17 protein-coding genes, 3 pseudogenes, 1 riboswitch and 1 other annotated feature are annotated in these 22498 nt (G+C 45.6%); of the genes and pseudogenes, 17 read left to right on the forward strand and 3 right to left on the reverse strand.

From position 1 onward, the window contains the following. Positions 1 to 8 precede the first annotated feature (8 nt). The 5 genes and pseudogenes from OIT45_RS06140 to tyrS all read left to right on the forward strand — a co-directional run. Positions 9 to 380, forward strand: a complete 372-nt coding sequence (locus OIT45_RS06140; protein WP_237667673.1) for a hypothetical protein — start codon at positions 9 to 11, stop codon at positions 378 to 380. A 53-nt stretch (positions 381 to 433) separates the two neighbouring features. Continuing rightward, positions 434 to 1069 carry an NAD(P)-dependent oxidoreductase gene (locus OIT45_RS06145; protein WP_199403944.1) on the forward strand — a complete coding sequence of 212 codons (636 nt, stop codon included), beginning with the start codon at positions 434 to 436 and terminating at the stop codon, positions 1067 to 1069. 139 nt (positions 1070 to 1208) lie between these two features. Then, complete coding sequence (locus tag OIT45_RS06150) at positions 1209 to 2114, forward strand: sulfite exporter TauE/SafE family protein (protein WP_199403943.1); 906 nt, start codon at positions 1209 to 1211, stop codon at positions 2112 to 2114. Positions 2115 to 2343: 229 nt separating this feature from the next. Next, positions 2344 to 4047 carry a DUF2207 domain-containing protein gene (locus tag OIT45_RS06155; protein ID WP_199403942.1) on the forward strand — a complete coding sequence of 568 codons (1704 nt, stop codon included), beginning with the start codon at positions 2344 to 2346 and terminating at the stop codon, positions 4045 to 4047. A 318-nt stretch (positions 4048 to 4365) separates the two neighbouring features. Further along, a pseudogene (gene tyrS / locus OIT45_RS06160) lies at positions 4366 to 5549 on the forward strand (tyrosine--tRNA ligase); the annotation flags it as partial. A gap of 136 nt (positions 5550 to 5685) precedes the next feature. Here the strand turns inward: tyrS and OIT45_RS06165 are convergent. Next, positions 5686 to 6759, reverse strand: coding sequence for a VanZ family protein (locus tag OIT45_RS06165; RefSeq protein WP_264339922.1), 1074 nt, complete (start codon positions 6757 to 6759; stop codon positions 5686 to 5688). A gap of 300 nt (positions 6760 to 7059) precedes the next feature. On the opposite strand from OIT45_RS06165, the gene OIT45_RS06170 reads away from it, so the two are divergent. The 7 genes and pseudogenes from OIT45_RS06170 to OIT45_RS06200 all read left to right on the forward strand — a co-directional run bounded on the left by OIT45_RS06170 (position 7060) and on the right by OIT45_RS06200 (position 14062). Continuing rightward, a complete protein-coding gene (locus OIT45_RS06170) occupies positions 7060 to 8004 on the forward strand; it encodes an NADP-dependent oxidoreductase (RefSeq protein WP_003608442.1) in 945 nt (314 codons plus the stop codon). Positions 8005 to 8116: 112 nt separating this feature from the next. Further along, positions 8117 to 8866: a glycosyltransferase family 2 protein gene (locus tag OIT45_RS06175; RefSeq protein WP_199403939.1), complete on the forward strand. Its 750-nt coding sequence runs from the start codon at positions 8117 to 8119 to the stop codon at positions 8864 to 8866. A gap of 292 nt (positions 8867 to 9158) precedes the next feature. Beyond that, positions 9159 to 10145: pseudogene (locus tag OIT45_RS06180) on the forward strand (NAD(P)-dependent oxidoreductase). Positions 10146 to 10228: 83 nt separating this feature from the next. Beyond that, positions 10229 to 11263 (forward strand): branched-chain amino acid aminotransferase, encoded by a 1035-nt coding sequence (locus OIT45_RS06185; protein ID WP_199403938.1) that lies wholly within the window; start codon positions 10229 to 10231, stop codon positions 11261 to 11263. 144 nt (positions 11264 to 11407) lie between these two features. Continuing rightward, complete coding sequence (locus OIT45_RS06190; protein WP_199403937.1) at positions 11408 to 11746, forward strand: thioredoxin family protein; 339 nt, start codon at positions 11408 to 11410, stop codon at positions 11744 to 11746. 73 nt (positions 11747 to 11819) lie between these two features. Beyond that, positions 11820 to 12059: a binding site (T-box leader), on the forward strand. A 95-nt stretch (positions 12060 to 12154) separates the two neighbouring features. After that, positions 12155 to 12655: a GAF domain-containing protein gene (locus OIT45_RS06195; protein WP_199403936.1), complete on the forward strand. Its 501-nt coding sequence runs from the start codon at positions 12155 to 12157 to the stop codon at positions 12653 to 12655. A gap of 66 nt (positions 12656 to 12721) precedes the next feature. Beyond that, positions 12722 to 14062 carry a dihydrolipoyl dehydrogenase family protein gene (locus OIT45_RS06200; protein WP_135394356.1) on the forward strand — a complete coding sequence of 447 codons (1341 nt, stop codon included), beginning with the start codon at positions 12722 to 12724 and terminating at the stop codon, positions 14060 to 14062. A gap of 43 nt (positions 14063 to 14105) precedes the next feature. Here the strand turns inward: OIT45_RS06200 and OIT45_RS06205 are convergent, their stop codons facing one another. Beyond that, positions 14106 to 14504, reverse strand: coding sequence for a hypothetical protein (locus OIT45_RS06205; RefSeq protein ID WP_199403935.1), 399 nt, complete (start codon positions 14502 to 14504; stop codon positions 14106 to 14108). A 158-nt stretch (positions 14505 to 14662) separates the two neighbouring features. Next, positions 14663 to 14761: riboswitch (purine riboswitch) on the forward strand. 113 nt (positions 14762 to 14874) lie between these two features. Here OIT45_RS06205 and OIT45_RS06210 point away from each other — a divergent pair. The 3 genes and pseudogenes from OIT45_RS06210 to OIT45_RS06220 all read left to right on the forward strand — a co-directional run bounded on the left by OIT45_RS06210 (position 14875) and on the right by OIT45_RS06220 (position 17804). Next, the gene (locus tag OIT45_RS06210; protein WP_199403934.1) at positions 14875 to 16194 is read left to right on the forward strand and encodes a nucleobase:cation symporter-2 family protein; all 1320 of its coding nucleotides are present in this window, start codon (positions 14875 to 14877) and stop codon (positions 16192 to 16194) included. Further along, a pseudogene (locus OIT45_RS06215) lies at positions 16194 to 16765 on the forward strand (xanthine phosphoribosyltransferase). The gene OIT45_RS06210 and the pseudogene OIT45_RS06215 overlap by 1 nt, the downstream one beginning before the upstream one ends. 85 nt (positions 16766 to 16850) lie before the next feature. Continuing rightward, positions 16851 to 17804: an aldo/keto reductase gene (locus tag OIT45_RS06220; RefSeq protein ID WP_135798545.1), complete on the forward strand. Its 954-nt coding sequence runs from the start codon at positions 16851 to 16853 to the stop codon at positions 17802 to 17804. 385 nt (positions 17805 to 18189) lie between these two features. Here the strand turns inward: OIT45_RS06220 and OIT45_RS06225 are convergent, their stop codons facing one another. Beyond that, on the reverse strand, positions 18190 to 19809 hold the full coding sequence (locus tag OIT45_RS06225) for an L-lactate permease (RefSeq protein WP_199403932.1): 1620 nt from the start codon (positions 19807 to 19809) through the stop codon (positions 18190 to 18192). A gap of 192 nt (positions 19810 to 20001) precedes the next feature. Between OIT45_RS06225 and OIT45_RS06230 the strand changes: the two genes are divergently transcribed. Together OIT45_RS06230 and OIT45_RS06235 are read left to right on the forward strand one after the other, a co-directional pair. Then, positions 20002 to 21507, forward strand: coding sequence for a helix-turn-helix domain-containing protein (locus OIT45_RS06230; protein ID WP_242458254.1), 1506 nt, complete (start codon positions 20002 to 20004; stop codon positions 21505 to 21507). An 88-nt stretch (positions 21508 to 21595) separates the two neighbouring features. Further along, positions 21596 to 22465 (forward strand): NAD(P)-dependent oxidoreductase, encoded by an 870-nt coding sequence (locus OIT45_RS06235; protein ID WP_199403930.1) that lies wholly within the window; start codon positions 21596 to 21598, stop codon positions 22463 to 22465. Positions 22466 to 22498: the final 33 nt, after the last annotated feature.

Here is a 22498-nt window from a genome sequence, read left to right on the forward strand (position 1 = left end):
GGGTAGAAATGATGGCAAAAAAGAAGAAAAATACAGTTGGCAAATGGGTGAAGCGAATTGCAGCCATTTTCATGCTGTTCTTAATGCTGTTTGGTGTTTTTTGGGCAGCGCGTAGTGCATTTGTACAGAATGAGCCTACGTCAGCTAAGAAAGCGTCTAAAAAATCAGCAACCAGCGAAACGAATCGCATAGTTGAAATTGATATTACGAATGGTGATGTTTACATTCTGCCTGGCACACAAACTGTGGCGAAGGATGCCGAGACGGTGAAGACCATCGTTAAGCAAGATGATGGCAGTTATATCATTACGAAATCCGACGGTACCAAGTTAAAAGTGCTTGGTAATCAAGTTCGTCAAATAATCCGCGCAAATGATTAGTTTGCTTTGGTACAATATAATTAACAAAAAATAAGCACGGGAGCGTAATGAATATGAAAATTGCAGTAATTGGGGCAACCGGAATGGCCGGTCAAGCAGTTTTTGAAGAAGCAACAAAGCGCGGGCATGCTGTAACAGCAATCGTCCGTGACGCTGATAAGGCACGTGAAAAACTAGGTGCAGATGCGACGATTTTGGTAGGTGACTTGTTTGAGATGCATGCCGATGTTTTCGAAGAATTCGATGTAGTGGTCAATGCCTTTGCCAACCACAAGGATGCTTACTTGAACTTGGATGCGTTGACACACTTGTTGCACGAGTTCCGCCGTTTGCAAACGCGCATCATCTTCATCTTGGGGGCCGCATCACTTGTCCAAGCAAACGGCACACGTTTGTTTGACTTCTTGAAGGATTTGCCGGGCAATGAAACTTGGATTGACGAGCCTCGTTATGGTGTCCTTGAACTTGAAATTTTGCGTGCGACACCAGATGTTTTCTGGACAGGTGTGTCACCACAACAAAACTTCGTTCCAGGGCCAGCTACGGCGCACCGTACGGCTAAGGATGAATTGATTTTGGCTGAAGATGGCAAGTCACACGTGACTGCCGGAAACATGGCGGTTGGTATTTTGGATGAAATCGAAACACCAAAGCATGTCCGTGAACGCTTCACGGTTTCAGATTTGTAGAATAGATTTTTTGAAAGATCCACAGGGATGTGGATCTTTTTTGTGTTGTGTACGCATTCAGAAGCAAAAAAGGTGCCGGGCGCACTAATTTTTGGTAAACTTAGTCTTCGGACAAACTTTTTTAATCAGGAGATTTATTATGACAGAACAACTAGTATTACGGGCCTTGCAGGCGATATTAATCATTGCGTTAATCGGTATGGCGATTTTGTATACCGTTTCAATGCGTCGAAACAAGATTAATCCACTCCGTAAGTTTGTCCCGGGATTCCTGATTGGATTTATCACAGATTTTGGCGATACATTGGGTATCGGATCGTTTGCAACGACAACGGCTTTGTTCAAAGGGACGAAGTGGTTAGATGATGACCGTAAGCTACCAGGCACGATGAACGCAGCACACGCTATTCCGGTGTTCGTTGAAGCATTGTTCTTCCTGTCAGCAGTTAAGATTGAAGTGACAACTTTGGTACCAATGACACTAGCCGCCATCACCGGAGCAGCGTTTGGAACGCGTATCACGGCTAATTGGCCAGTACGTAAGATGCAACGTGGCTTGTCGATTGGGCTAGCATTGGCAGCAATCGCAATGCTGATCAAGCTACTAGCAAACCCTGGTCACGCCGATTCAATGGCTGTGCATGGGTTGCATGGTTGGTTATTAGTACTCGGTTTGGTCGTGAACTTCACCTTGGGGGTTTTGATGACCATCGGGTTGGGTAACTACACACCTGAGTTGATTTTCTTCTCATTGGTTGGGGTTAACCCATTGGTCGCTTTCCCAGTGATGATGATGGATGCGGCCATGATTATGATGACGTCTGCTATCGGCTTCGTGCGTACAGGTCGTATTGAGTGGCGTGGCTTCACCGGTATTATCGTCGGTGGTGTGCTTGGTGTTATTGTTGCTGCAACTGTGGTGACAGGTATTAATATCACCGTGCTAAGCTACTTTATTGTAGCTTTGGCAGCGTATACAGCGTTCAACTTGTATCGAGATTCACGTGAGCCGGAACCGGCTGATATTATTAATACAGATAACTAATTTTTTAAGCAGTGTGTTGATGAAATATAATCAACACACTGCTTTTTAAATATTAAAGATGCTTAGGGTAAACGAAAGGCATAAAATATAGAGAGTAGGTGGCGGGGAATATGTAACCTGAAATGGGGATAATATGATAAAAATACTGAAACTTCTTTTAGCAGTGGTCATCGTAATGCTCGTTGGGACCCAAGTGGCATCGGCCGATGGCGACTATGAGATTAAACAAATGCATGAACACGTAACCATTAATCCAGACGGTTCAGCGACGATTCGCTACAATCTGATTTATGATTTTGATGATGACATGAACGGTGTTTACGTTAGTCAGGAAACGGATCAAGATGTTAAGTTGATTGGGTCGCCAACGGCAACGGTTAACGGTCAGGTTGTCGGCAATTATAGCGCGGGAAACCGATACGGCCTGGAGCAAAAGCATGATGGGGATGTCACGCAATTTCGGGTGCATTACCCCGTGAAAGCTGACCGTACTTATCAAGTCACCTGGACATACCAACTAGCAAACGTTGCAAAGCGTTATCAAGATGTTGGCGAAATTAATTGGAAAATCATCGGTACGAACTGGCAAACGGATTTGCAACACACAAAAATTGTGATTCAGCTACCGAAAATGACTTACCAAACCTTGCAGGCGTGGACGCATTCGAAGAGTACAACGCAATTTGTGGTGGATAAGCAAGCGGGGACGCTAACTTATGAAAAAGCACGGGTGAACCCTGATCAGCCAGTTGAAGTGCACACAATGTTTGACCAAGCAGCATTATCGACAGCAACCCAACGAACGGGTAATCGACGATCGACTATTCTGGATCAAGAACGAGCCATTGCAGAACGAGCTGAAAAAACAGCAAAGCGAGATAAAGCGATGCAAGGTTATGTCACGTGGTTTGCTATTTTGCCGTTGGGTTTATTGATTCGCCTAATTGCACTGTGGCGTCGTATTCGTGCGCAAAATAAGCATGTTATTGAGACGCCACATAATTATGAGTTGCCATCTGATTTACCGCCAGCGGTTGTTGGTTGGCAGCTACGTGATAGTGGTGCAGCGGTATCAACGTTGTTTAGTGCCACTTTGATGGATTTGTTAGCGAAGCGAGTGTTGACCGTTTCGGAAGAGCCAACAAAGAAATGGCGTAAGACGAATTATCGAATTCAACTAGATCGCATGATAGCATTTAACGATTTTGAAGAGACGTTATTAACGATTTTGTTTGGTGAACAAGTTGAGGTTGGGAAGAGCATTCAAACGCAGACGATGCAAGATGGTGAGAGTGCTTTTGCAAAACGTTACACTAATAAAATTGATCGTTTTGAGGATCAAGTTCGGCGAGCTGCTAAGCCGGTCAATTTGATTGATCATGATGCTGTATCGCAATTAACGCAATGGCAGGTTTGGACGATTGTTGCCGCAGTGGCTGTCATAGTAATTAACGGTGCCGTCTGGGTGATGAGTTCAGCGCATATTGCGGGATGGTTTACAGGGGTTAGTGTAGGTCTATCCGTTCTGATTGCCGTGGTGGCATTTGCGATGGCAGTAAAAATTAGGCGAATATACACAGTTGAAGGATGGCCAATAGCGGAAGCCTGGTTTGGCTTTGAACGTATGTTGCGGGATGTTGGTCAATTCGAGGTGAAGCAAGTACCTGACGTGATGCTATGGGATCGTTACTTGGCTTACGCTGTTGTACTCGGGGTGGCTGACAAAGTTGCGGATGCCTTGCGTCAAGCTCAGCTCGAACCGGTAGATGATATGGCGAACTTTGTGCCAATCTATGTAGCCTATACAATGTTTAGCCCGTCGAGTGTTTCGGCTTACGGTGTTACAAGTAACGGATCTGATACTGGTAGCAGTTGGGGTGCCGGTGGTTCATCGGGTGGATTCGGTGGTGGATCTGGCGGTGGTGCGTTCTAGAATCGCGCCTTTTTATCGGTCTAATTTCGTGTTATACTACCAATATCGCATGAGCGGTTTTAGTAGATAATCGGTGGACAATCAGAGAGTTAGTGGTCGTTGTGAACTAACCAATTCCGAAGCTCGAATTACACCCGCATAAACCTCATGTGCGTCGCCCCAACGTTACTGGGAAGATGAGTGGTCACGGCATACCGTGGCAAATTAGGTGGTACCGCGTTTAACAGCGCCCTAATCAGTGTTATAGCTGGTTGGGGCGCTTTTTTGTACCCAACCAAAGAATAAATAAGATGTAATGATTTAAAGGAGACGGGATTCATGGCAGAAGATATTTTGCAAGAACTTGAATGGCGTGGTGCCATCAACCAAACCACTGACGAAGCTGGTTTGCGTGATCAAATGGCTAAGGAACAAATTGGGGTATACGTTGGTATCGACCCAACTGGTGACTCAATGCACATTGGTCACTTGATTCCATTTATGATTTTGAAGCGATTCCAATTGGCTGGTCAAAAGCCAGTTATCGTTGTGGGTGGTGCCACTGGTTCAATCGGTGACCCATCAGGTAAAAAGTCAGAGCGTAAGTTGTTGTCACAAGAAGACGTGGCAGCTAACGTTGAAAAGATTGTGCCCAAATGGTTAAGTTGTTCGGTGAAGATGGTTTCACGATTGTTAACAACTTTGACTGGTTGGGAAAGTTGTCATTGCTAGACATGTTGCGTGAGTACGGTAAGTTGTTCTCAATCAACACGATGTTGGCTAAGGACGTGGTTGCATCACGTTTGGAAGCAGGAATCTCATTTACTGAGTTCACGTACCAAATCTTGCAATCAATCGATTTCCACGAGTTGTGGAAGCGCGAAAACGTGCGTTTGCAAGTTGGTGGTTCAGACCAATGGGGTAACATCACGGGTGGTATCGATTTGATCCACAAGCTTGAAGGTGGTGAAGCACCTGCCTTTGGTTTGACGGTGCCTTTGTTGCTGAAGGCTGACGGTACGAAGTTTGGTAAGACTGAAGGTGGAGCTGTTTGGCTTGACCCTGAAAAGACGACGCCATTCGAATTCTACCAATTCTGGTTGAACACGGCTGATTTAGACGTTGAGAAGATGTTGAAGTACTTCACGTTCTTGTCACAAGACGAAATTGCTGGCCTAGTTGCTGACTTGCAAGAGAACGCAGCTGCTCGTAATGCACAACGTCGTTTGGCTCAAGAAGTCACAACGTTCGTTCACGGTGCTGATGCTGTTAAGACGGCCGAGATGATGACGAAGGTCTTGTTCGGTAACGCTGATGTGTCAGAATTGACGACTGATGAAGTCGCAATCTTGGCTGGAAACGTGCCAACGTTCGAAATCGACAACGCTGAAATCGGTTTGTTGGATTTGGTTGTTGCAGCTGGATTGGAAAAGTCAAAGACGGCCGCACGTAAGTCTGTTAAGGACGGGGCTATCCGTATCAACGGTGAGCAAATCACTGACGAAGAAGCGGTTGTTAACCCAGCTGCAAAGTACGATGGTAAGTACGTCATCGTAAAGCGCGGTAAGAAGAAGTGGGCCGTTGCGGTTGTTCGTTAATGAACTAACTACTATCTAAAATAAGTAAAGGGCACTGCATATTTTTGCAGTGCCCTTTTGATTATTGATGACGCTCGCTGCGCGTGGTTGGTTGCTTAGGAGCAACATCAGGCGTAGCGGGTGTTTTTGGTTGTTCTTGCATAATTGGTGCGTCGGCCATTGTCGTTTGCTTGACGATAGCTTCTGAACCAACGCCACTAATCTTTTCATATAGTAGCTTGTGTTGCGGACGGAAGATTGTGATGAACCAATCTAGGACCAGCACAACGGCTGGGGCCGCAAACAACAGAATGAATGTGTATGTTCGGTTCAACAATTCAGCTGATACCGTTCCAGTTGAACCGATTAGTTGCAACCAGAATGGGAAGAAGTAAATTGTAAAGCCGACCATCAAACCATTTCGAATGAAAATGCGCCAACGTTGTGACTTAGCCACATCATAACGGGTGCGGACAATCAGTTGACCAGGTGTTGCGCCAATCAATAATGGCACAATCCCCCAAACGATGAGGTATGAAACAAGGTCAGTTGCTATTTGATTTGACACAACTTGATTAAGAATGAAGCCGATAATTGAAGCAATAACGTAATCCACGCCGAATGATAGTAGACGACGTACCAGCGTGACACGGTGACCAAGACTGCGTGCACGTTCATCCATGCGGTCACGGGATGGGAAAATCAACCCAAGTAGTGGGGCGAAAATCCAACCGATAACGCCACCCATGGTGTTCAAAATGAGGTCGTCAACGTCGAACAAGCGGTATGGGCGCCAGTAGATGTGATACAACGCGGTATATTGCGTCGTTTCGTAAAACGCCGTTAGCATCATCGTTAGAATTAACGTTGTGAAGAAACCGCGCTTAAAGTAAAAGTGCAAATACATACCGAATGGTACTGTTAGCAACACGTTAAAGGCTGCCTGCGTAAATGATGGATCCAACAAACCGGCCTTCAACCCGCCACCGTGGAAGTAGGGGTTGTCGTTAAAGAAGGTGCGGACAACTTGGAGTGGATCCAGGTTCATCGTCTGGGCGTAAATCGCCTGCAAATGTTCCAAGGTTGCTTCCGTTGGCAACGGCAAAATAACCATGAAGTACGCGGTCGTAAAGTAAAATACGAAACTAAACGTCATCACCGTGTGCCAAAAGGTCACGGATCCGAAGCGACGATATTGTAAAAACAAAAATGGTACGAATAAAACAATTAGTATAATTGGAAACGCAATAATTGCGTCTTTGATAGGTACGCCAAAGCCTCCCACAACACTTTCCTCCGCTTTTCTGTCATACTTAGAGTATACAGTCTAGACCACTAAATTTCACAAAGTTGGCATTTTCTGTTGCATTTACTTTTTGTAAGTGTAAAATTAGTTGCATAAATATGTTGTATAAATATTAATGAGATTTTTTGAAGCGAAAGAAGGACTTAGGATATGACTACGATGAAGGCTGTTGTATTTGACGAATTTGGGGACGTTGACGTCTTCCACGAAGCTGAAGTAGAAGTACCAGTTTTGACGAAGGGTAGCATCTTGATCAAGCAAGCTGCTATCGCAATGGACCCATACGACGTTAAGTTCCGTGCCGGTGCCTTTGGTGTGCCTGCAAAGGAAAACATGATCGGTGGATCAACGATTGCCGGTGTTGTTGAAGCGGTTGCCGCTGACGTAACTGAGTTCAAGGTTGGTGAGCGCGTTGTTGCTGTACCACACGAGCACGGATACGCAGAGTATGCTGTTGTTGATGCTGACACTGCTGGTCACTTGCCAGATTCAGTTTCATTTGAAGATGCAGCCGCTTTGGCCTTGGGTGGTCAAACTGGTTACCAAGCCGTTGTTGATGCATTGAACTTGCAAGAAGGTGAGTCAATCTTGATCCACGGTGGTGCCGGTGCTGTTGGTTACGCTGCTTTGCAAACTGCTTTGTACCGTGGCGCATCAAAGATCTACACGACGTCATTGCCTACTGACATTGACTACCTACACGAGTTGAACGCCGACATCGAGACAATCGACTTCACGACGCAAAAGTTTACTGACGTGATTCCAGAGTCATCAGTTGATACTGTTGTTGAAATTATCGGTGGTAACAACGCTTTGGGTTCAATGCAAGTTTTGAAGGAAGGTGGACGCATCGTGTCTACTGTTCCTTTGGGTGACGACGTTAAGGCTGCCCGTGATGCCAAGAACATCAAGGGTGACTACTACGTGATGCAATCAACGACTGAAGTTTTGACGAAGTTGATGGAGCACTTGGGAAACGGTGACTACAAGGTTGCTGTTGCCGAAGTAAAGCCATTCAACTTGGAAAACTTGAAGGAAGGTCACAAGATTGTTGAGTCACAAGCCGTTCGCGGTAAGGTTGTTTTGACTTTCTAATTTGACCAACTACAATTAAACGCACATCAGAAAATCCGCACGACCTTTTTCCACCGGTCGTGCGGATTTTAGTTTATAGTGGTCATGAAATTAAACAAAAGAGGAAAATACAATGTATAAGGAACCACTCGTGACGGTTGCTGTGTTGAGTCACAATCTTGAGGGATACATTGGCCACAGCCTAAAAACCGTAAATAAGCAAACGTATAAGAACATGGACATTGTGATTTTGGATGATGCGTCATCAGATGACACGATGTCAGAAATTAACCACTGGGCAGCTCGTGATGACCGCATGCGTGTGATTCAAAACCGCAAGCGTAAGGGCGTTGCAGCAGTTCGTAATCAAGCGCTAGACCAAATTCGCGGTAAGTACTTTATCTTCGTGGATGGGGATGACCAGTTGGCACCGTCATTTGTTGAAACGCTGGTTGGTGCTCTAGAAGAAAATCCCGACATTAGTATTGCGAGTGTTGGCTTTAGTTGGGGTGCTAGTGGTGCCCCAAAGAAGGCCCACGAAGTAACCTTCCGCAAAATAGATCGCGCTGGCATGTTTGAAGGTGTGACGCACCGTGGTCACGTTATTTCAGGGATGGTTTGGAATAAAATTTACCGTTCAGCGGATTTGTTGGATAGCAAGGTCCGCTTCGATGAAACGCTTGAGTTGGCCGAAGATCACTTGTGGATTGCGCAAGTTGTTGCCTCAAAGGCGATGTCAGAGTATTCACTCTTTGCATCAGATGTCCTTTATAACAAGGTGTCTCGTTCAACGAGTATCATCCACACCGCATCACACGCCTTGCGTGAACGTGAGCATGAAATCGATCAACAAATCGCCCGCATCGGTGATGACATTATTTAAGTGGTTGACTTTGATTAAAAATAAATTAGAATAATGTTTATCAATTACTAAGGGAGCAAGCGTGATGATGCAAGTAAATACGACAACTACACAATCATCATTCTTTTGGTTTTTTCGGAAAAATCCGATTTGAGCCAAAAGGTTTTTGCTTGGCCAATCGGATTGCAAAGAAGCATCCGGTCGGCCTGTCCTAATTGATGAACAATTATCAATGGCGGGATAACCGGTTGTTTCTATTCATTTAGAAACAACCGGTTTTTTGTTTTAACGAACTGAGGGGTTCAAGGGGGATATTATGAAAATTCTTATGACTAGCGTACGTGAAGATGAGAAAGCAGCTATTACGGCATATGCAACGCACACAAATTGACATTGTGACGTCAGCAGGATTACTGGAGGATAATCTTGAAAAGTTAACGGACGTAGATGGTATTGTGATACAGCAACGGAGTCGTTTGTCAGACGATGTCTACGCTCAGCTCCAGGCGGCGGGGATTAAGCAGATTACGATACGAACAGCGGGATATGATGTCATTAACCTGGCATTGGCCAAAGAGCATGACCTTAAGGTTACCAATGTGCCAGCGTACTCACCACGTAGTGTAGCGGAGCATGCGCTGATGCAAATTTTCCGAGTGTTGCGTAAGTCCTATGAAGTCGACCGACGTGTACGAGAAAATGATTACCGTTTGGACGGACTACAGGCGCAGGAAATTCATTCGACAACTATTGGTATCATTGGTGTCGGGCGGATTGGTGGGACGCTGGCGAAGCTGTTACACGTACTTGGCGCCCGAGTGTTAGGGTTTGATATAAACCCACGGACAGAGTTAGCTGATATTGTGACATATACTTCGAAGGAAGAATTGCTACGCCAAGCTGATGTCGTTAGTTTGCATGTTGATTTAAATGACGCTTCAACGAATCTAATTCAAACGGCATTTTTGAGGCGATGAAACCAACTGCCGGTATAGTTAATGCCAGCCGTGGTCCGGTCATTGATACGGCAGCATTACTGCATGCGCTCGAAGACGGTGAAATTGCAGTAGCGGCACTGGATACGGTAACTGGTGAAGAAACAGTTTTGAATGCTGATCATCGTGTCGATGGGTTAACTGAGCAACCACTGATTGATAAGTTGCATCAGTTAACCAATGTCATTTTGACACCACATATTGCCTTTTTCACTAATATCGCTGTTCAAAATATGGTGGATATCGCGCTAGATGATGTCCGGCTGATTATTGCCGGTGAAAGCTCTGAACATGAAATTTATTAATCAGGTTCCGAAAAAGCGGTTGACAAATTCTCATTAAAATTTAATAATCAATGTCAACATGAACGAAACGAGGATGAGGGGCGATGGCTAAAACACGTGTTACAGATTTAGATTGGAGTGAGTTGGGATTTGCATATCATGACCTGCCGTTTCGATATCGTGCCGTTTATCGTAATGGACAATGGGAACCGGGGGAGTTGACGACTGATAGTGATTTTCACATTAGCGAGGCCTCTGCGGCACTCCACTACGGCCAGCAAGTGTTTGAAGGGTTAAAGGCCTACCGCCGACCAGATGGTGGTGTTAACTTATTCCGTCCAGACCAAAATGCCGCCCGTATGGTTCGATCGGCTGATCGTTTGCGTATGCCGGGTTATCCCGAAGATTTATTTGTTAAGGCAGTTCAAGAAGTAGTGGCTGCGAATCAAGAATTTGTACCACCGTATGGAACTGGGGCAACGCTATATATTCGCCCATTACTAATTGGATCTGGTGCGGTTGTTGGCGTTCATCCAGCGGATGAGTATATTTTCAATATCTATGTGACACCGGTGGGTGCGTACTACAAGGGCGGGTTAACCCCAACCGCATACGTCACGAGTGAATACGATCGTGCTGCGCACGGTGGTACGGGGCAAGCTAAAGTTGGTGGTAACTACGCTGCATCAATGCTGCCTGGGGAACGCGCGCATGCCGATGGATATTCAGACGTTGTGTATTTGGACCCACGCTTACATGAAAATATTGAGGAGTTGGGGTCAGCGAATTTCTTTGGTATTACAAAGGACGGTCGTTTCTTGACGCCTAAGTCACCCTCTATTTTGCCGTCTATCACCAAGTATTCTTTGCTAGAACTAGCTGAAGAGGCAGGGTTAAAGGCTGAAGAAACAACGATTAGTATTTATGATTTGGATCAGTTTGAAGAGGCTGGTGCAATGGGGACAGCGGCCGTTATTTCACCGGTGGGGTCAATTACGCACAACGGCAATAAGCACGTATTTTATTCAGAGACGGCAGTTGGTCCACAGACCCAAGCACTCTATAATCGCTTGGTGGGCATTCAATTTGGGACTGAAACTGGACCTGACGGCTGGGTAGTGGATGTACCACTAGATTAAATTAGAAAAAAGAATAATACTGACATTCAAAAAGATAGGTTTTAAAAGCAGGCTGATATGAACTATGCAGTTGGCATTTTACAACGTCTGTTCAATTAGTGATGATTTTGTTATGCTTCTCATTAGAGAATAGGGGGAAGAAACATGCAATTTTATGAACCAACTACTAATGATGATGCCACAATTGAAGCGGTGATTAACCAACCGGGCAAGCAACTAATGTTTTTGCAAGCTGATTGGTGTGGTGACTGCAAGGCAATTAAGCCATTTGTTCAACAATTCAAGGATGCCGTCATCGCCAATGGGGCGAACTGGGTGGATGCTGATCGTGACGCTAATTTGGCTGTTGCCCAAGAACAAGGATTGATGGGTATTCCAGCGTTTGTCTTGTTTGAAGATGGCCAACAAGTTGCGCACATCGGGAACGGTGAACGTTTGAATCCAAAGGACGTCCAAAATTGGATTAACGAACATGTTGGTTAACATGAAAGAAATCTCATATTAGTTGTTGACATTCTAATTTTTAGTGTGTATGATGAAGCACATAAGTTAAGACATGAATTCGGTGATGAGAAGAGTAGTGTTACGGATGAACCCAGAAAGCGATTGGTTGATGTGAAATCGTTTCGTTCAAGGCATGAAGATGAGCTCGGAGAAATGACGTCGGTGCAAGCTGATGTCACGGTAGGAACCGTTATCTTCCCTGGTTTATCCGTTTTAGTGCGGCGAACTGTAGAGGTGTATTTGGTGACAAGTACATAAATTAGGGTGGTAACACGATAAAGTCGTCCCTAGCTAGAAATTATTCTGGCTAGGGGCGGCTTTTTCTTTTTTATTCATCGCATTCATGACAAGACGTAGAGAGTATTTAATAAACGAGGTATATAGATTATGGCAATTGAGATTACACGCGCAGAAGCAGACACATTGTTGAAGACACCATTGATTTCAAAGTTGTTGGTTGAATGGATCAAGGGGGAAGAATCAGAAAAGTTCCCACTTGCTAACTTGGCAAACGCCTCAGCAATCTTGTTTGAGAACTTGAAGCAAGTTAACTGGGCCGGTTTCTACTTGTACGATGAAAAGGTTGATGAATTGATTCTTGGACCTTTCATGGGTAAGCCAGCGGTTGTTCGCATCAAGCCCGGTTCAGGTGTAGTTGGTGAATCGTTCGAGAAGCAAGAAACGATTACGGTTGCTGACGTGCACGTCTTTGACGGCCACATCGCGTGCGACCCAGCATCAAACGCTGAAATCGTGGTACCTTTGACGACGGCCGATGGTAAGCGCCTGGGTGTCTTGGACATCGACTCAACGGCCTTTAACCGTTTCGGTGCCAAGGAAAAGGCTGAGCTTGAGCACTTCGTTAAGACTTTGTTGCAATACATCTAATCAGAAGTCACTAGACAATCCTGATAGAATAGAGTTACAAAATTAAAGTTTAACGAGGAGTAAGACATGGCAGAGACATTACACTATGACGTGGCAATTATTGGTGCCGGACCAGCTGGTTTGGCCGCTGCGGAAGATGTGAAGGCTGCAGGTAAGTCAGTCGTTTTGATTGAAAAGTACCTATGGGGTGGAACATGCCCAAATTATGGTTGCGATCCTAAGAAAATTTTGTTGGCCGCTGTTGAAGCCAAGGAACACGTGGACTTCCTACGTGGGGATGGTGTTGACGGTAAGGTTGATATTAACTGGGAAGACTTGATGGGCCGTAAGATGCGCTTCACGGAAGCAATTCCTGACAAGACGGTTCACTCATTGGACGCTAACGGCATCGGTCACATATACGGAGCAGCTCACTTTATTAATGAAGATACAGTGATTGTGCACGGTGATGAAGATGTTGAAGTGCAAGCAACTGATTGGATTTTGACGGTTGGTCAACGACCAGCTGAATTGGAGATTCCAGGGGCTGAATACACCATTAATTCTGAGCAATTCTTGAGCTTGGCTGAGATGCCTGAAGATATTGTGATTATTGGTGGTGGTTACATTGCCGTTGAGTTCGCCTCAATCGCAGCTGCTGCAGGGGCACAAGTTCACTTGGTCGTCCGTGGTAGTGAGTTGTTGTCAGAATTTGACGAAGCGTTTGTTGATACGCTATTCGATCAATTGGATGACCGTGGCATTCGTATTTACTTCAACACAGAAGTAACGGAAGTGGCAAAGACGGATGACGGTTACTCAGCAACATTGAGTTTTGGTAGTACAATTCCAGCCGGTGTGGTTGTCCGCGCGGTTGGTCGTGTTGGAAACAACGATACGCTTCAATTGGAGAACGCTGGTGTTGAAGATGATATCCACGGTATTAACGTTGATGAATTCTTGCGTACGTCAAACCCACACATTTATGCAGCGGGTGACGTGGCGAACACAAGCAAGCCACGTATCACAACGGTTGGTTACTATGAGGCACGTTATGCAGCGTCAGTTATCTTAGGCCATGACCAACCAATCGAATACCCAGCGGTGCCGGTTGTGGTTTACGGTACGCCTAAGTTGGCAGCGGTTGGTGTCCCAACGCAATATGCCGAAGAAAACGGCTACTCAGTCCGTGACATCGACATGACCAACTGGTTTACGTATTACCGTACAGGTGAGCCAGCTGCCCGTGCCAAGGTTGTCTTGGATGCCGACAAGAAGTTGGTAGGCGCAACAGTTTTGAGTGCGCATGCCGATGAGTTGATTAACTACTTCACTGAAGCAATTAACAACAAGGATGGCTACCAAGCAATCCGTGATCGTTTGTACGCATATCCAACCCCAGCATCAGATTTGGAATACTTCTTCTAACAAAATAACGGCCAGGAATTTGTTTCCTGGCCGTTTTCTTTCATTATTGTACCGGTGCGCTGGTGTGCGACAGCACGGTCTTGCAATCACGGCTAACTACAACCGTGTGTGTTAATTCGCCGTCTTCAAATGTGACTTCAACAGTTCGGTCTGTCGGGTTATAAACCTCATTCGTTGCGGAAACTGAGTCTGGATTCACCTTGGCAGCCGTGGCAGCGGTTTGCAAAGCTTTCTCCAACATGGCGCTACTGTTTTCCTTTTGGGTTCCAGACGATTGCACCGTCAAAGCTTCTTCAGCGCCATGTAACACACCACGTTGATAACCGGTTGAATGTCCCAGGAAATAAGCTGCCGTGATAATCGCTCCCATCATTAAGACGAGGCAAAAGATAACAACAGCAGGTAACCGGTTTGTTCGTTTGTGGGGTTCAATAGGACGCATACTACTTTCTCCTAAATTGTTAATACTTAATATGGTTAACTATACCCGCAAAAAGTTGGGCATTCATGCCAGAAATGACATGTAAACACGAACTTTGAATAGCGATTTTCTGAAAAACGCTTGCAAATTCGTACACTTTTGGTATATTTGATGAAACAAATGAGAACGTAATCACTATCGGTATAATTGCTGGAGAATGGCCGGCGAGTTCCTACCCGTTTCCCAAGAGACGGACTACCGATAGTGTTTTGAGATATCTAATGCACCCATTCTGCATGCTTTTTCGCATGTGAATGGGTGTTTTTTAGTTCTATCGAATCACCTAATTGGGGTAGTGGTTACACAGAAGAGATGGAGGGGTTTGTTTATTATGGAAGCCGTCACGGAAGTTGGGGTTACAACACACACTAAGACATCAAGATTGCAGGAAGCGGTTTTAGGATTGCAACACGTCTTAGCGATGTATTCAGGTGGTATTTTGGTGCCACTACTGATCGGAACGGCTTTACATTTTTCGCCACAACAAATGGCGTATCTGATTTCAGCGGACATTTTTATGACGGGAATCGGAACATTACTTCAACTTAAGAGCACGCGATTGACAGGGATTGCGATGCCGGTGGTGCTGGGGTCAGCAATCCAGTCCGTGACACCATTGATTAATATTGGTGGAACGTTGGGGATTGGTGCCATGTACGGCGCCACGATTTCGGCAGGAGTCTTTGTGTTCTTGATTGCTGGTTTGTTTGCGCGCTTGCGTGAATATTTCCCGCCAGTTGTGACGGGGTCATTAATTACGGTTATTGGGTTTGCGTTAATTCCAGTTGGGATTCAAAACCTTGGTGGTGGTGATGTGGCCGCAAAGTCATTTGGAAGCGCCGGGAATCTGGCGGTTGGCGTGTTTACCATGGCCGTTATTATCTTGGTCAGTTTGTTGGCAAAGGGCTTTACGAAAGCGATTTCGATTCTGCTTGGCATTATTCTAGGAACAATTTTTGCTGGTCTGCTCGGTATGGTTTCATTGGCGCCGGTAGCGGAAGCGTCTTGGTTCCACTTGCCAACACCATTTTTCTTGGGGACGCCAACTTTTCACTCATCAGCCGTTGTCACAATGATTATCATTGCGCTAACGGCGATGATTGAATCGACTGGTGTGTACTTCGCCTTGGCTGACCTAACGGGTCGCAAACTAACGAATAACGACATGGCGAAGGGATACCGTGCCGAAGGATTGGCTGTTATTTTGTCAGGCTTGTTTAATACCTTCCCATACTCAACGTTCTCACAAAACGTTGGGGTAGTGCGTTTGTCTGGCGTGAAATCAAAGGCGCCAATTTACTACGCTGCCGGCATTCTGTTGTTGATTGGGTTGTTGCCAAAGTTTGGTGCTTTAGCAACAATCATCCCAACATCAGTGTTGGGTGGTGCGATGGTGATTTTGTTCGGTACGATTGGTGTGCAAGGAACGACAATCTTGCGCAAGGTGGATTTTGCCAAGGAACGTAATTTGATGATTGCCGCAATCTCAATTGGGGCTGGTATTGGGGTGACAGTGTACCCACAAATTTTCCAACACTTACCAGAGTTGGTGCGATTGGTTATCGAAAATGCAGTGGTTGTGACGTCGGTATTAGCAGTGTTCTTAAACATTGTTTTGCCGGGACGTGAAAAAGAAACAGGGGTTGAATAATGAAGTTGCTAGAGGAACGAATTAAGCAAGACGGACGCGTCATTGGAACGGAAGTGTTGAAGGTTGATAACTTCTTAAACCATCAAGTTGATCCGGCTTTGATGAAGGCGATGGGGGATGAATTTGCCCGTTTGTTTGCAGATGCCAAGGTAGATAGGGTACTCACAGTTGAGTCATCAGGGATTGCACCGGCTGTCTTTGCAGCTTTAGCTCTGAATGTGCCGATGGTGTTTGCGCGTAAGAAGAAGTCACTCACGTTGTCTGAGGACCACTACACGGCGGATGTGTACTCATTTACTAAACAAGAAACGAACCACGTTATTGTTGATAAGCGCTTCATTCAACCGGGTGAACGTTTGTTGTTGATTGATGATTTCTTGGCAAACGGTCAAGCGGTTGAAGGTATGATGCAAATTGCCGAAGCAGCTGGTGCCGAGGTTGTCGGTGTCGGCATCGTGATTGAAAAGACGTTCCAAAAGGGCCGTGTCTTGTTGGACGAGCGTGACGTTCGCGTAAATCATTGGCCCGCATTGCTGCCTTTGACAATGGCGAAGTTGTCTTCGCAGATTAATTCAAGATGAATATTCACCAGATGTTCATGGCCTTTTTTAAAGAAGAAGAGTAGACTGGGGGCATACACATGGAGGTGAGTATCAATGGCAAAAATTGATTTGGGTGGCTCAGGACTAATCGTTCCTGACGTTGCCTTGGGAGTAATGCGCATCGCTGACAAGTCTGCTGCTGAAGCACAAGCTTTGGTTGAGAAGGCTTTGGAAAAGGATGTGAACTTCTTCGACACAGCTGACATTTACGCCGCAGGTAAGAGTTCAGTTGTTTTGGGACAAGCGTTGAAGGATGCCGGTGTAAACCGTGAGGACATCTTCTTGCAATCAAAGGGTGGCATCATCCTTGAAGACGGCCAAATTTCAGGTGACGGCTGGAAGGGACCTCGTTATGACTTCTCAAAGTCACACTTGATCTCAGCCGTTGACGAAGAATTGAAGCGTCTTCAAACGGATTACTTGGATGTTTTCTTGTTGCACCGTCCAGACACGTTGATGGACCCTGAGCAAGTTGCTGAAGCTTTTGATGAGTTGCAGGCATCTGGTAAGGTCAAGCACTTTGGAACATCAAACATGAACCCATGGCAAGTTGAGTTGGTCCAAGCTTCATTGAAGCAAAAGTTGGTTGCCAACCAATTGCAATTCGGTATCATGCACACGGGAATGATCGATTCAGATATTCACGTGAACATGTCAGATGAGCGTTCATTTGATCACGACGGTGGTATCTTGGCCTACTCACGCTTGAAGAACATGACGATTCAAGCATGGTCACCATTCCAATACGGCTTCTTTGAGGGACCATTTATCGACAACGATAAGTTCCCAGTATTGAACGCAAAGTTGCAAGAATTGGCTGACAAGTATGGTGTAACGAAGAACACGATTGCCGTGGCCTTCATTTTGCACCACCCAGCTAAGATGCAAGTTGTTTTGGGTTCAATGAACGTAAACCGTTTGGACGAAATGATGGACGGCGACAAGGTAACGTTGACGAACCAAGAGTGGTACGACATCTACTTTGCAGCTGGAAACGATTTGCCATAATAAGAGCATAGAGCAACGTTTTTTGGCTGAAAGCCAAAAATCAGGTATCCGGAGATAAGTGAATAAATTCTTGGTGCGCTGTAAGCGTGCCAAAATTTGTTTGCTTATCGGAGAGATGCCTGAAGTTGCGCCAGGCGTTTAAAAAGAGCATAGAGCAACGTTTTTTGGCTGAAAGCCAAAAATCAGGTATCCGGAGATAAGTGAATGAATTCTTGGTGCGCTGCAAGCGTGCCAAAATTTGTTTACTTATCGGAGAGATGCCTGAAGTTGCGCCAGGCGTTTAATAAAATCATAGAGCACTGACGAATCGGTTTGATTTGTCGGTGCTTTTTATTTTGGCAAATTAAAAAGCCCATTGCGCAAGGCAACGGACTTTCATTAACTATTAGAATACTAGCATCACAGCACCGGCGATTCCGATCAATAGACCGTAAACGACGGCCGGAATGGCTGTCTTACGCAAGATTGCGCCTTCCTTACCAGCTAAACCAACAACGGCGCTGGCCGCCACGATGTTGTGGACACAAATCATGTTACCAGCAGCGGCCCCGATAACTTGCAAGGCCAAAATAATTGGCGCTGACAAGTGAGCAGTTGCTGCAACGTCGGCTTGGATAGGTGAGAACGTCAATGTTGAAACCGTGGCACTTCCAGTAATGAAAGCACCAAGTTCACCCAAGAATGGGGCAACGAACACCCAAACGCCAGCCATGTGTTCAGACACAGTCTTGGCAATGTAAGTTGGCATTGATGGCATGTCGATGGTGTTCATCCCTGAGTTAGAGAAGACTTGCACCATGATCAACGTCACCATCAATGTGATTCCCGTGCTGACCATTGAGGCAGACACAGTCTTTGCGGCTGGCACGAATGGCTTGATTGTACGTGCCTGGACGATCAAGGCAATCAAAGCAGCTAGCGTTAAGATAAATCCTGGTGAATACAAAACTGGCCAATCTGAGCTGATTCCCTTGATACCAAGGATGTTGACCCAGCCCAAATCAATAGCGTGGTTCATGAAATCCTTCAACCAACCAATTGTTCGTGATAGCAACAAGAGCACCACCACGATGAGGTAAGGTGACCAGGCCGTCAACAATGACATGTTTCCTGAAGCGTGTTGATTAACTTCTTCGTCGTTTTGCACACCATCGCCGGCAAAGTTTGCACCCTTCCAAGGGTTCGTGAACGCTGTCTTTGGTAACAAGAAACGTGTCTTAAGTGTGATAACGGCAATGATTAGCAATGTTAGTGGTGTCAAAATTGACACGAACTCATAACCAATTAGGTGCGCGTACACCCAAGCGAAGCCATTGTACGCAATACCGATGAACAAAGCCCATGGTGTCATCTCCAACCAGTCACGGGCTGATTTCTTGCCACGATTGAAGAATGTAACTAGCAAGATAACCAACATGAGGGGCATGAATGTACCACCGAACAAATCAATTGTGGTCATTGAACGAGCGATTTCGTTCATAAAATCAGTGGCATTTGACGGTGCCACGTTACTCAACCCAACGGTTAGCGGCGTTCCCACAGCGCCGTAAGCAGCTGAAGTTGAGTCAGCAACCAAGGCCAACGTAACGGCGGCCATTGGTGTGAACCCTAAGGCAATCAACAACGGTGCCGTCACCATTGCTGGCGTTCCAAACCCAGAAACACCTTCAATCAGGCCACCAAATAGGTAAGCAATCAAAACCGCCAGGATTCGCATGTCGGCTGATAGTGATTCGAAACCAGCGTTAATACGTGTAATAGCGCCGGTATGACGTAAGACGTGCAAGACCATCAATGCCCCAAACAAAATCCATAGAATTGGAAATGTTTTGTGAATACCTTGCAGAATCGACGCCGCCATGACGTTGGTTGGAATGTGCCAGAAGAACCAGCCGGCTAGTGAAACAACCGCGGCACTGATGGCCATTCCTTTCATAGCTGGCATATTGAAAACCGCCAACAAAATCAGCGGCAGAACAACCGCCAGAAGTGCAATAATTAGCATGTAACCCCCAAGAAAACTCGTTTTTTCAGTCCTCTTAATTGTACAGTAAATCACAACTTAATTGGATAACTGTCCGATTTTTATACGATATTTAATGAGTTGTCAGGATTTAAATAAGGCACAAATATAATATAAATGTTAGTATCTTCTCATTGAGAGTACGTTTGGTTAATGTGGGTTGTGGTGAGAAAAATGAAATGGATGCATGAAAAGCAAGACCGTAATAAGTTGAAGATGTTTCGCTACCTTAAGGAAATCGGGGCAGCGCCAATAACACAAATCATGACAGATTTAGATTTGTCACGTTATTTGGTGACGACAACGGTTGAGCAATTAGTGGTTGATATTGAGATTCTCACGGGTGTATCTGACAGCATTGTGATTGAAGATGGCTCGGATGTTATCTTCGAATTGCCAATTCAATTGCTGGATTGGGAGGCGCTAGGCCTACATTACCTGCAAATATCAATTCGCGGACAGATGATTGAGGATCTGTTTCACGAACGCATTACGTCTTGGGAAGACTTTGCTTTCAAAGTCGATGTCTCAGTACCAAAGATGTATAAAGAGCGTGCAGCTGTTATCGAAGAGCTTGCTCGTGAAGGAATTGAAATTTCCAAGGATTATCAACTAATCGGGAACGAAGCGCATATTCGGTTATTTAAGTTGCAACTATTGTCTTATTACAATGGTCGTCGTGAATCGCCGTTCCCAGAAGAAGTGCGTGAACAATCACGTGAATCAATTAAGCAGTTGATTGAACCTGAGTGCCCATACTTACGTGAGACACAATTAGTGAACTTGCGTCATTTGTATGCAATTTGGTGGTTGCGTTTGAAGGGTGGACACTACGTTGATGCAGCTTTGGCAAATCGCTTTTTGAAGCCAACTGAACAACTCTCTTCAAGCAGCCAACGTATCATTTTGGCTTTGAGTGGTGAGTTACGTAAGTTGCCGGAGATCACAGAAGCGCAGGTGCAGGCGGAAGCACGATTCATTATTTTGGTGCTACACACGCTATCAATTTTCCCACACGAAACGGAATTTGAAGATGCGAGTGAGGAATCAATTACGCACTGGCGGCTGTTTGAAAAGGCCCTCCATGAATCCTACTTGTGCTTGTTTAAGAATCGTGGACGTCAAGAATCAATTCGTGCGGTGACGCGTTCAATGCAACCTATGTTGCTGCGTTACTTAGTTTATCCATACACTGGTGATGATGACTTCGATTACATGATGGATCGTGAGCAATTGGCACCAGAGTTCCCACTGGCCTACGAGTTTTCTGAGGATGTGTTGGAACGCTTTGCGGTGGCGACAGATGATAATGATGTTGATTACAAAAATTTCGTATTGCCAGATTTAATGGCGGTCATTATGATGTCGCAAGACTTTTATGATCGTTTGCCGATTGTTAATTTGACGATTGATTTTGGAGCCCACCAGAGCCTTGAAAAGGTTGTGGCGCAATCGTTGCGGATGTTCCCGGGCTACAAAGTTCAAATTAATCATCTATTGACGGAGCATACCGATATTCTGCTGACGGATACACCGCAGCCGGTTGATTTGGACTGTACGGTGTTCATTTGGCATGGCATGGGTACGCCCAATGAAGTTAGTCAATTGCGCGATGAAATAAATCGTGTGAAGATGAAAAAATTCGCAGATTGGCGTAGTGAACAACCTGAACAAGAATAATGATTAATCCGACCAAGGGCGCAAGTTCTTGGTCTTTTTTGCCAGCGGTGTACAATAGACAGTACGAATAGAAGTGAGGTAACGCGAGATGAAGATTGGATTTATCGGAACGGGTGTAATGGGCCGAGGTATCATCAATAACTTGTTGAAAGCAAACTACGACGTGGTGGTGTACAACCGCACGAAGGCCCACGCCCAATCCGTGTTGGATAACGGGGCAACGTGGGCTGATGGTCCAAAGGCGATTGCAGAAGCAGCCGACTTGGTCATCACGATGGTTGGGTATCCAAAGGATGTTGAAGAACAATACTATGGTGACAACGGACTATTTGCTGGTGCGCACGCTGGGCAAATTTTCGTTGATATGACGACGTCAACGCCAACTTTGGCCGAACAATTGGCTGTTGATGGTGAAAAGTATGGGGTTAAGGTGTTGGACGCCCCAGTTTCTGGTGGTGATGTTGGTGCCAAGAATGGTACGTTGACGATTATGGCGGGTGGTGACCAGGCTGCCTATGATAGCTTGCAACCAATTTTTGATGTTATTTCAAAAGCAGCGAACCGTTTTGGTGTCGCTGGTCGCGGTCAACACACGAAGATGGCTAACCAAATTATGATTGCCGCCACGATGTTGGGAATGTCAGAAATGATGGTTTACGCGAAAGCAGCTGAATTGGATGTTGCCAAGGTGATGGAAACTTTGGCTGCTGGTGGCGCACAAAACTGGTCATTGGATAACTATGGCCCACGTGTTTTGGCAGGTGACTTTGAACCTGGTTTCTATGCAAAGCACTTGTTGAAGGATTTGCGCATCGCGTTGGATGAGGCTGCCAAGATGGAGTTGGCTTTGCCGGCTACTGACTTAGCGGAGGCTTTGTATACGAAGTTGGTTGAACAAAAGAACCTCGGTGACGAGGGAACGCAAGCATTGGTAAAGCTTTGGGCACAATATGCATAGTAACGAAGAAAGGCGACTGAAAGGTTGCCTTTT

The sequence above is a fragment of the Weissella sp. LMG 11983 genome, assembly GCF_025908495.1.
Lineage (GTDB): Bacteria > Bacillota > Bacilli > Lactobacillales > Lactobacillaceae > Weissella > Weissella fermenti.

Bases quoted from the DNA above. Each gene is read 5' to 3' on its own strand.
- OIT45_RS06140 (WP_237667673.1), top strand. From the start codon at position 9: ATGATGGCAAAAAAGAAGAAAAATACAGTTGGCAAATGGGTGAAGCGA.
- OIT45_RS06145 (WP_199403944.1), top strand. From the start codon at position 434: ATGAAAATTGCAGTAATTGGGGCAACCGGAATGGCCGGTCAAGCAGTT.
- OIT45_RS06150 (WP_199403943.1), top strand. From the start codon at position 1,209: ATGACAGAACAACTAGTATTACGGGCCTTGCAGGCGATATTAATCATT.
- OIT45_RS06155 (WP_199403942.1), top strand. From the start codon at position 2,344: ATGCATGAACACGTAACCATTAATCCAGACGGTTCAGCGACGATTCGC.
- OIT45_RS06165 (WP_264339922.1), bottom strand. From the start codon at position 6,759: ATGACGTTTAGTTTCGTATTTTACTTTACGACCGCGTACTTCATGGTT.
- OIT45_RS06170 (WP_003608442.1), top strand. From the start codon at position 7,060: ATGACTACGATGAAGGCTGTTGTATTTGACGAATTTGGGGACGTTGAC.
- OIT45_RS06175 (WP_199403939.1), top strand. From the start codon at position 8,117: ATGTATAAGGAACCACTCGTGACGGTTGCTGTGTTGAGTCACAATCTT.
- OIT45_RS06185 (WP_199403938.1), top strand. From the start codon at position 10,229: ATGGCTAAAACACGTGTTACAGATTTAGATTGGAGTGAGTTGGGATTT.
- OIT45_RS06190 (WP_199403937.1), top strand. From the start codon at position 11,408: ATGCAATTTTATGAACCAACTACTAATGATGATGCCACAATTGAAGCG.
- OIT45_RS06195 (WP_199403936.1), top strand. From the start codon at position 12,155: ATGGCAATTGAGATTACACGCGCAGAAGCAGACACATTGTTGAAGACA.
- OIT45_RS06200 (WP_135394356.1), top strand. From the start codon at position 12,722: ATGGCAGAGACATTACACTATGACGTGGCAATTATTGGTGCCGGACCA.
- OIT45_RS06205 (WP_199403935.1), bottom strand. From the start codon at position 14,504: ATGCGTCCTATTGAACCCCACAAACGAACAAACCGGTTACCTGCTGTT.
- OIT45_RS06210 (WP_199403934.1), top strand. From the start codon at position 14,875: ATGGAAGCCGTCACGGAAGTTGGGGTTACAACACACACTAAGACATCA.
- OIT45_RS06220 (WP_135798545.1), top strand. From the start codon at position 16,851: ATGGCAAAAATTGATTTGGGTGGCTCAGGACTAATCGTTCCTGACGTT.
- OIT45_RS06225 (WP_199403932.1), bottom strand. From the start codon at position 19,809: ATGCTAATTATTGCACTTCTGGCGGTTGTTCTGCCGCTGATTTTGTTG.
- OIT45_RS06230 (WP_242458254.1), top strand. From the start codon at position 20,002: ATGAAATGGATGCATGAAAAGCAAGACCGTAATAAGTTGAAGATGTTT.
- OIT45_RS06235 (WP_199403930.1), top strand. From the start codon at position 21,596: ATGAAGATTGGATTTATCGGAACGGGTGTAATGGGCCGAGGTATCATC.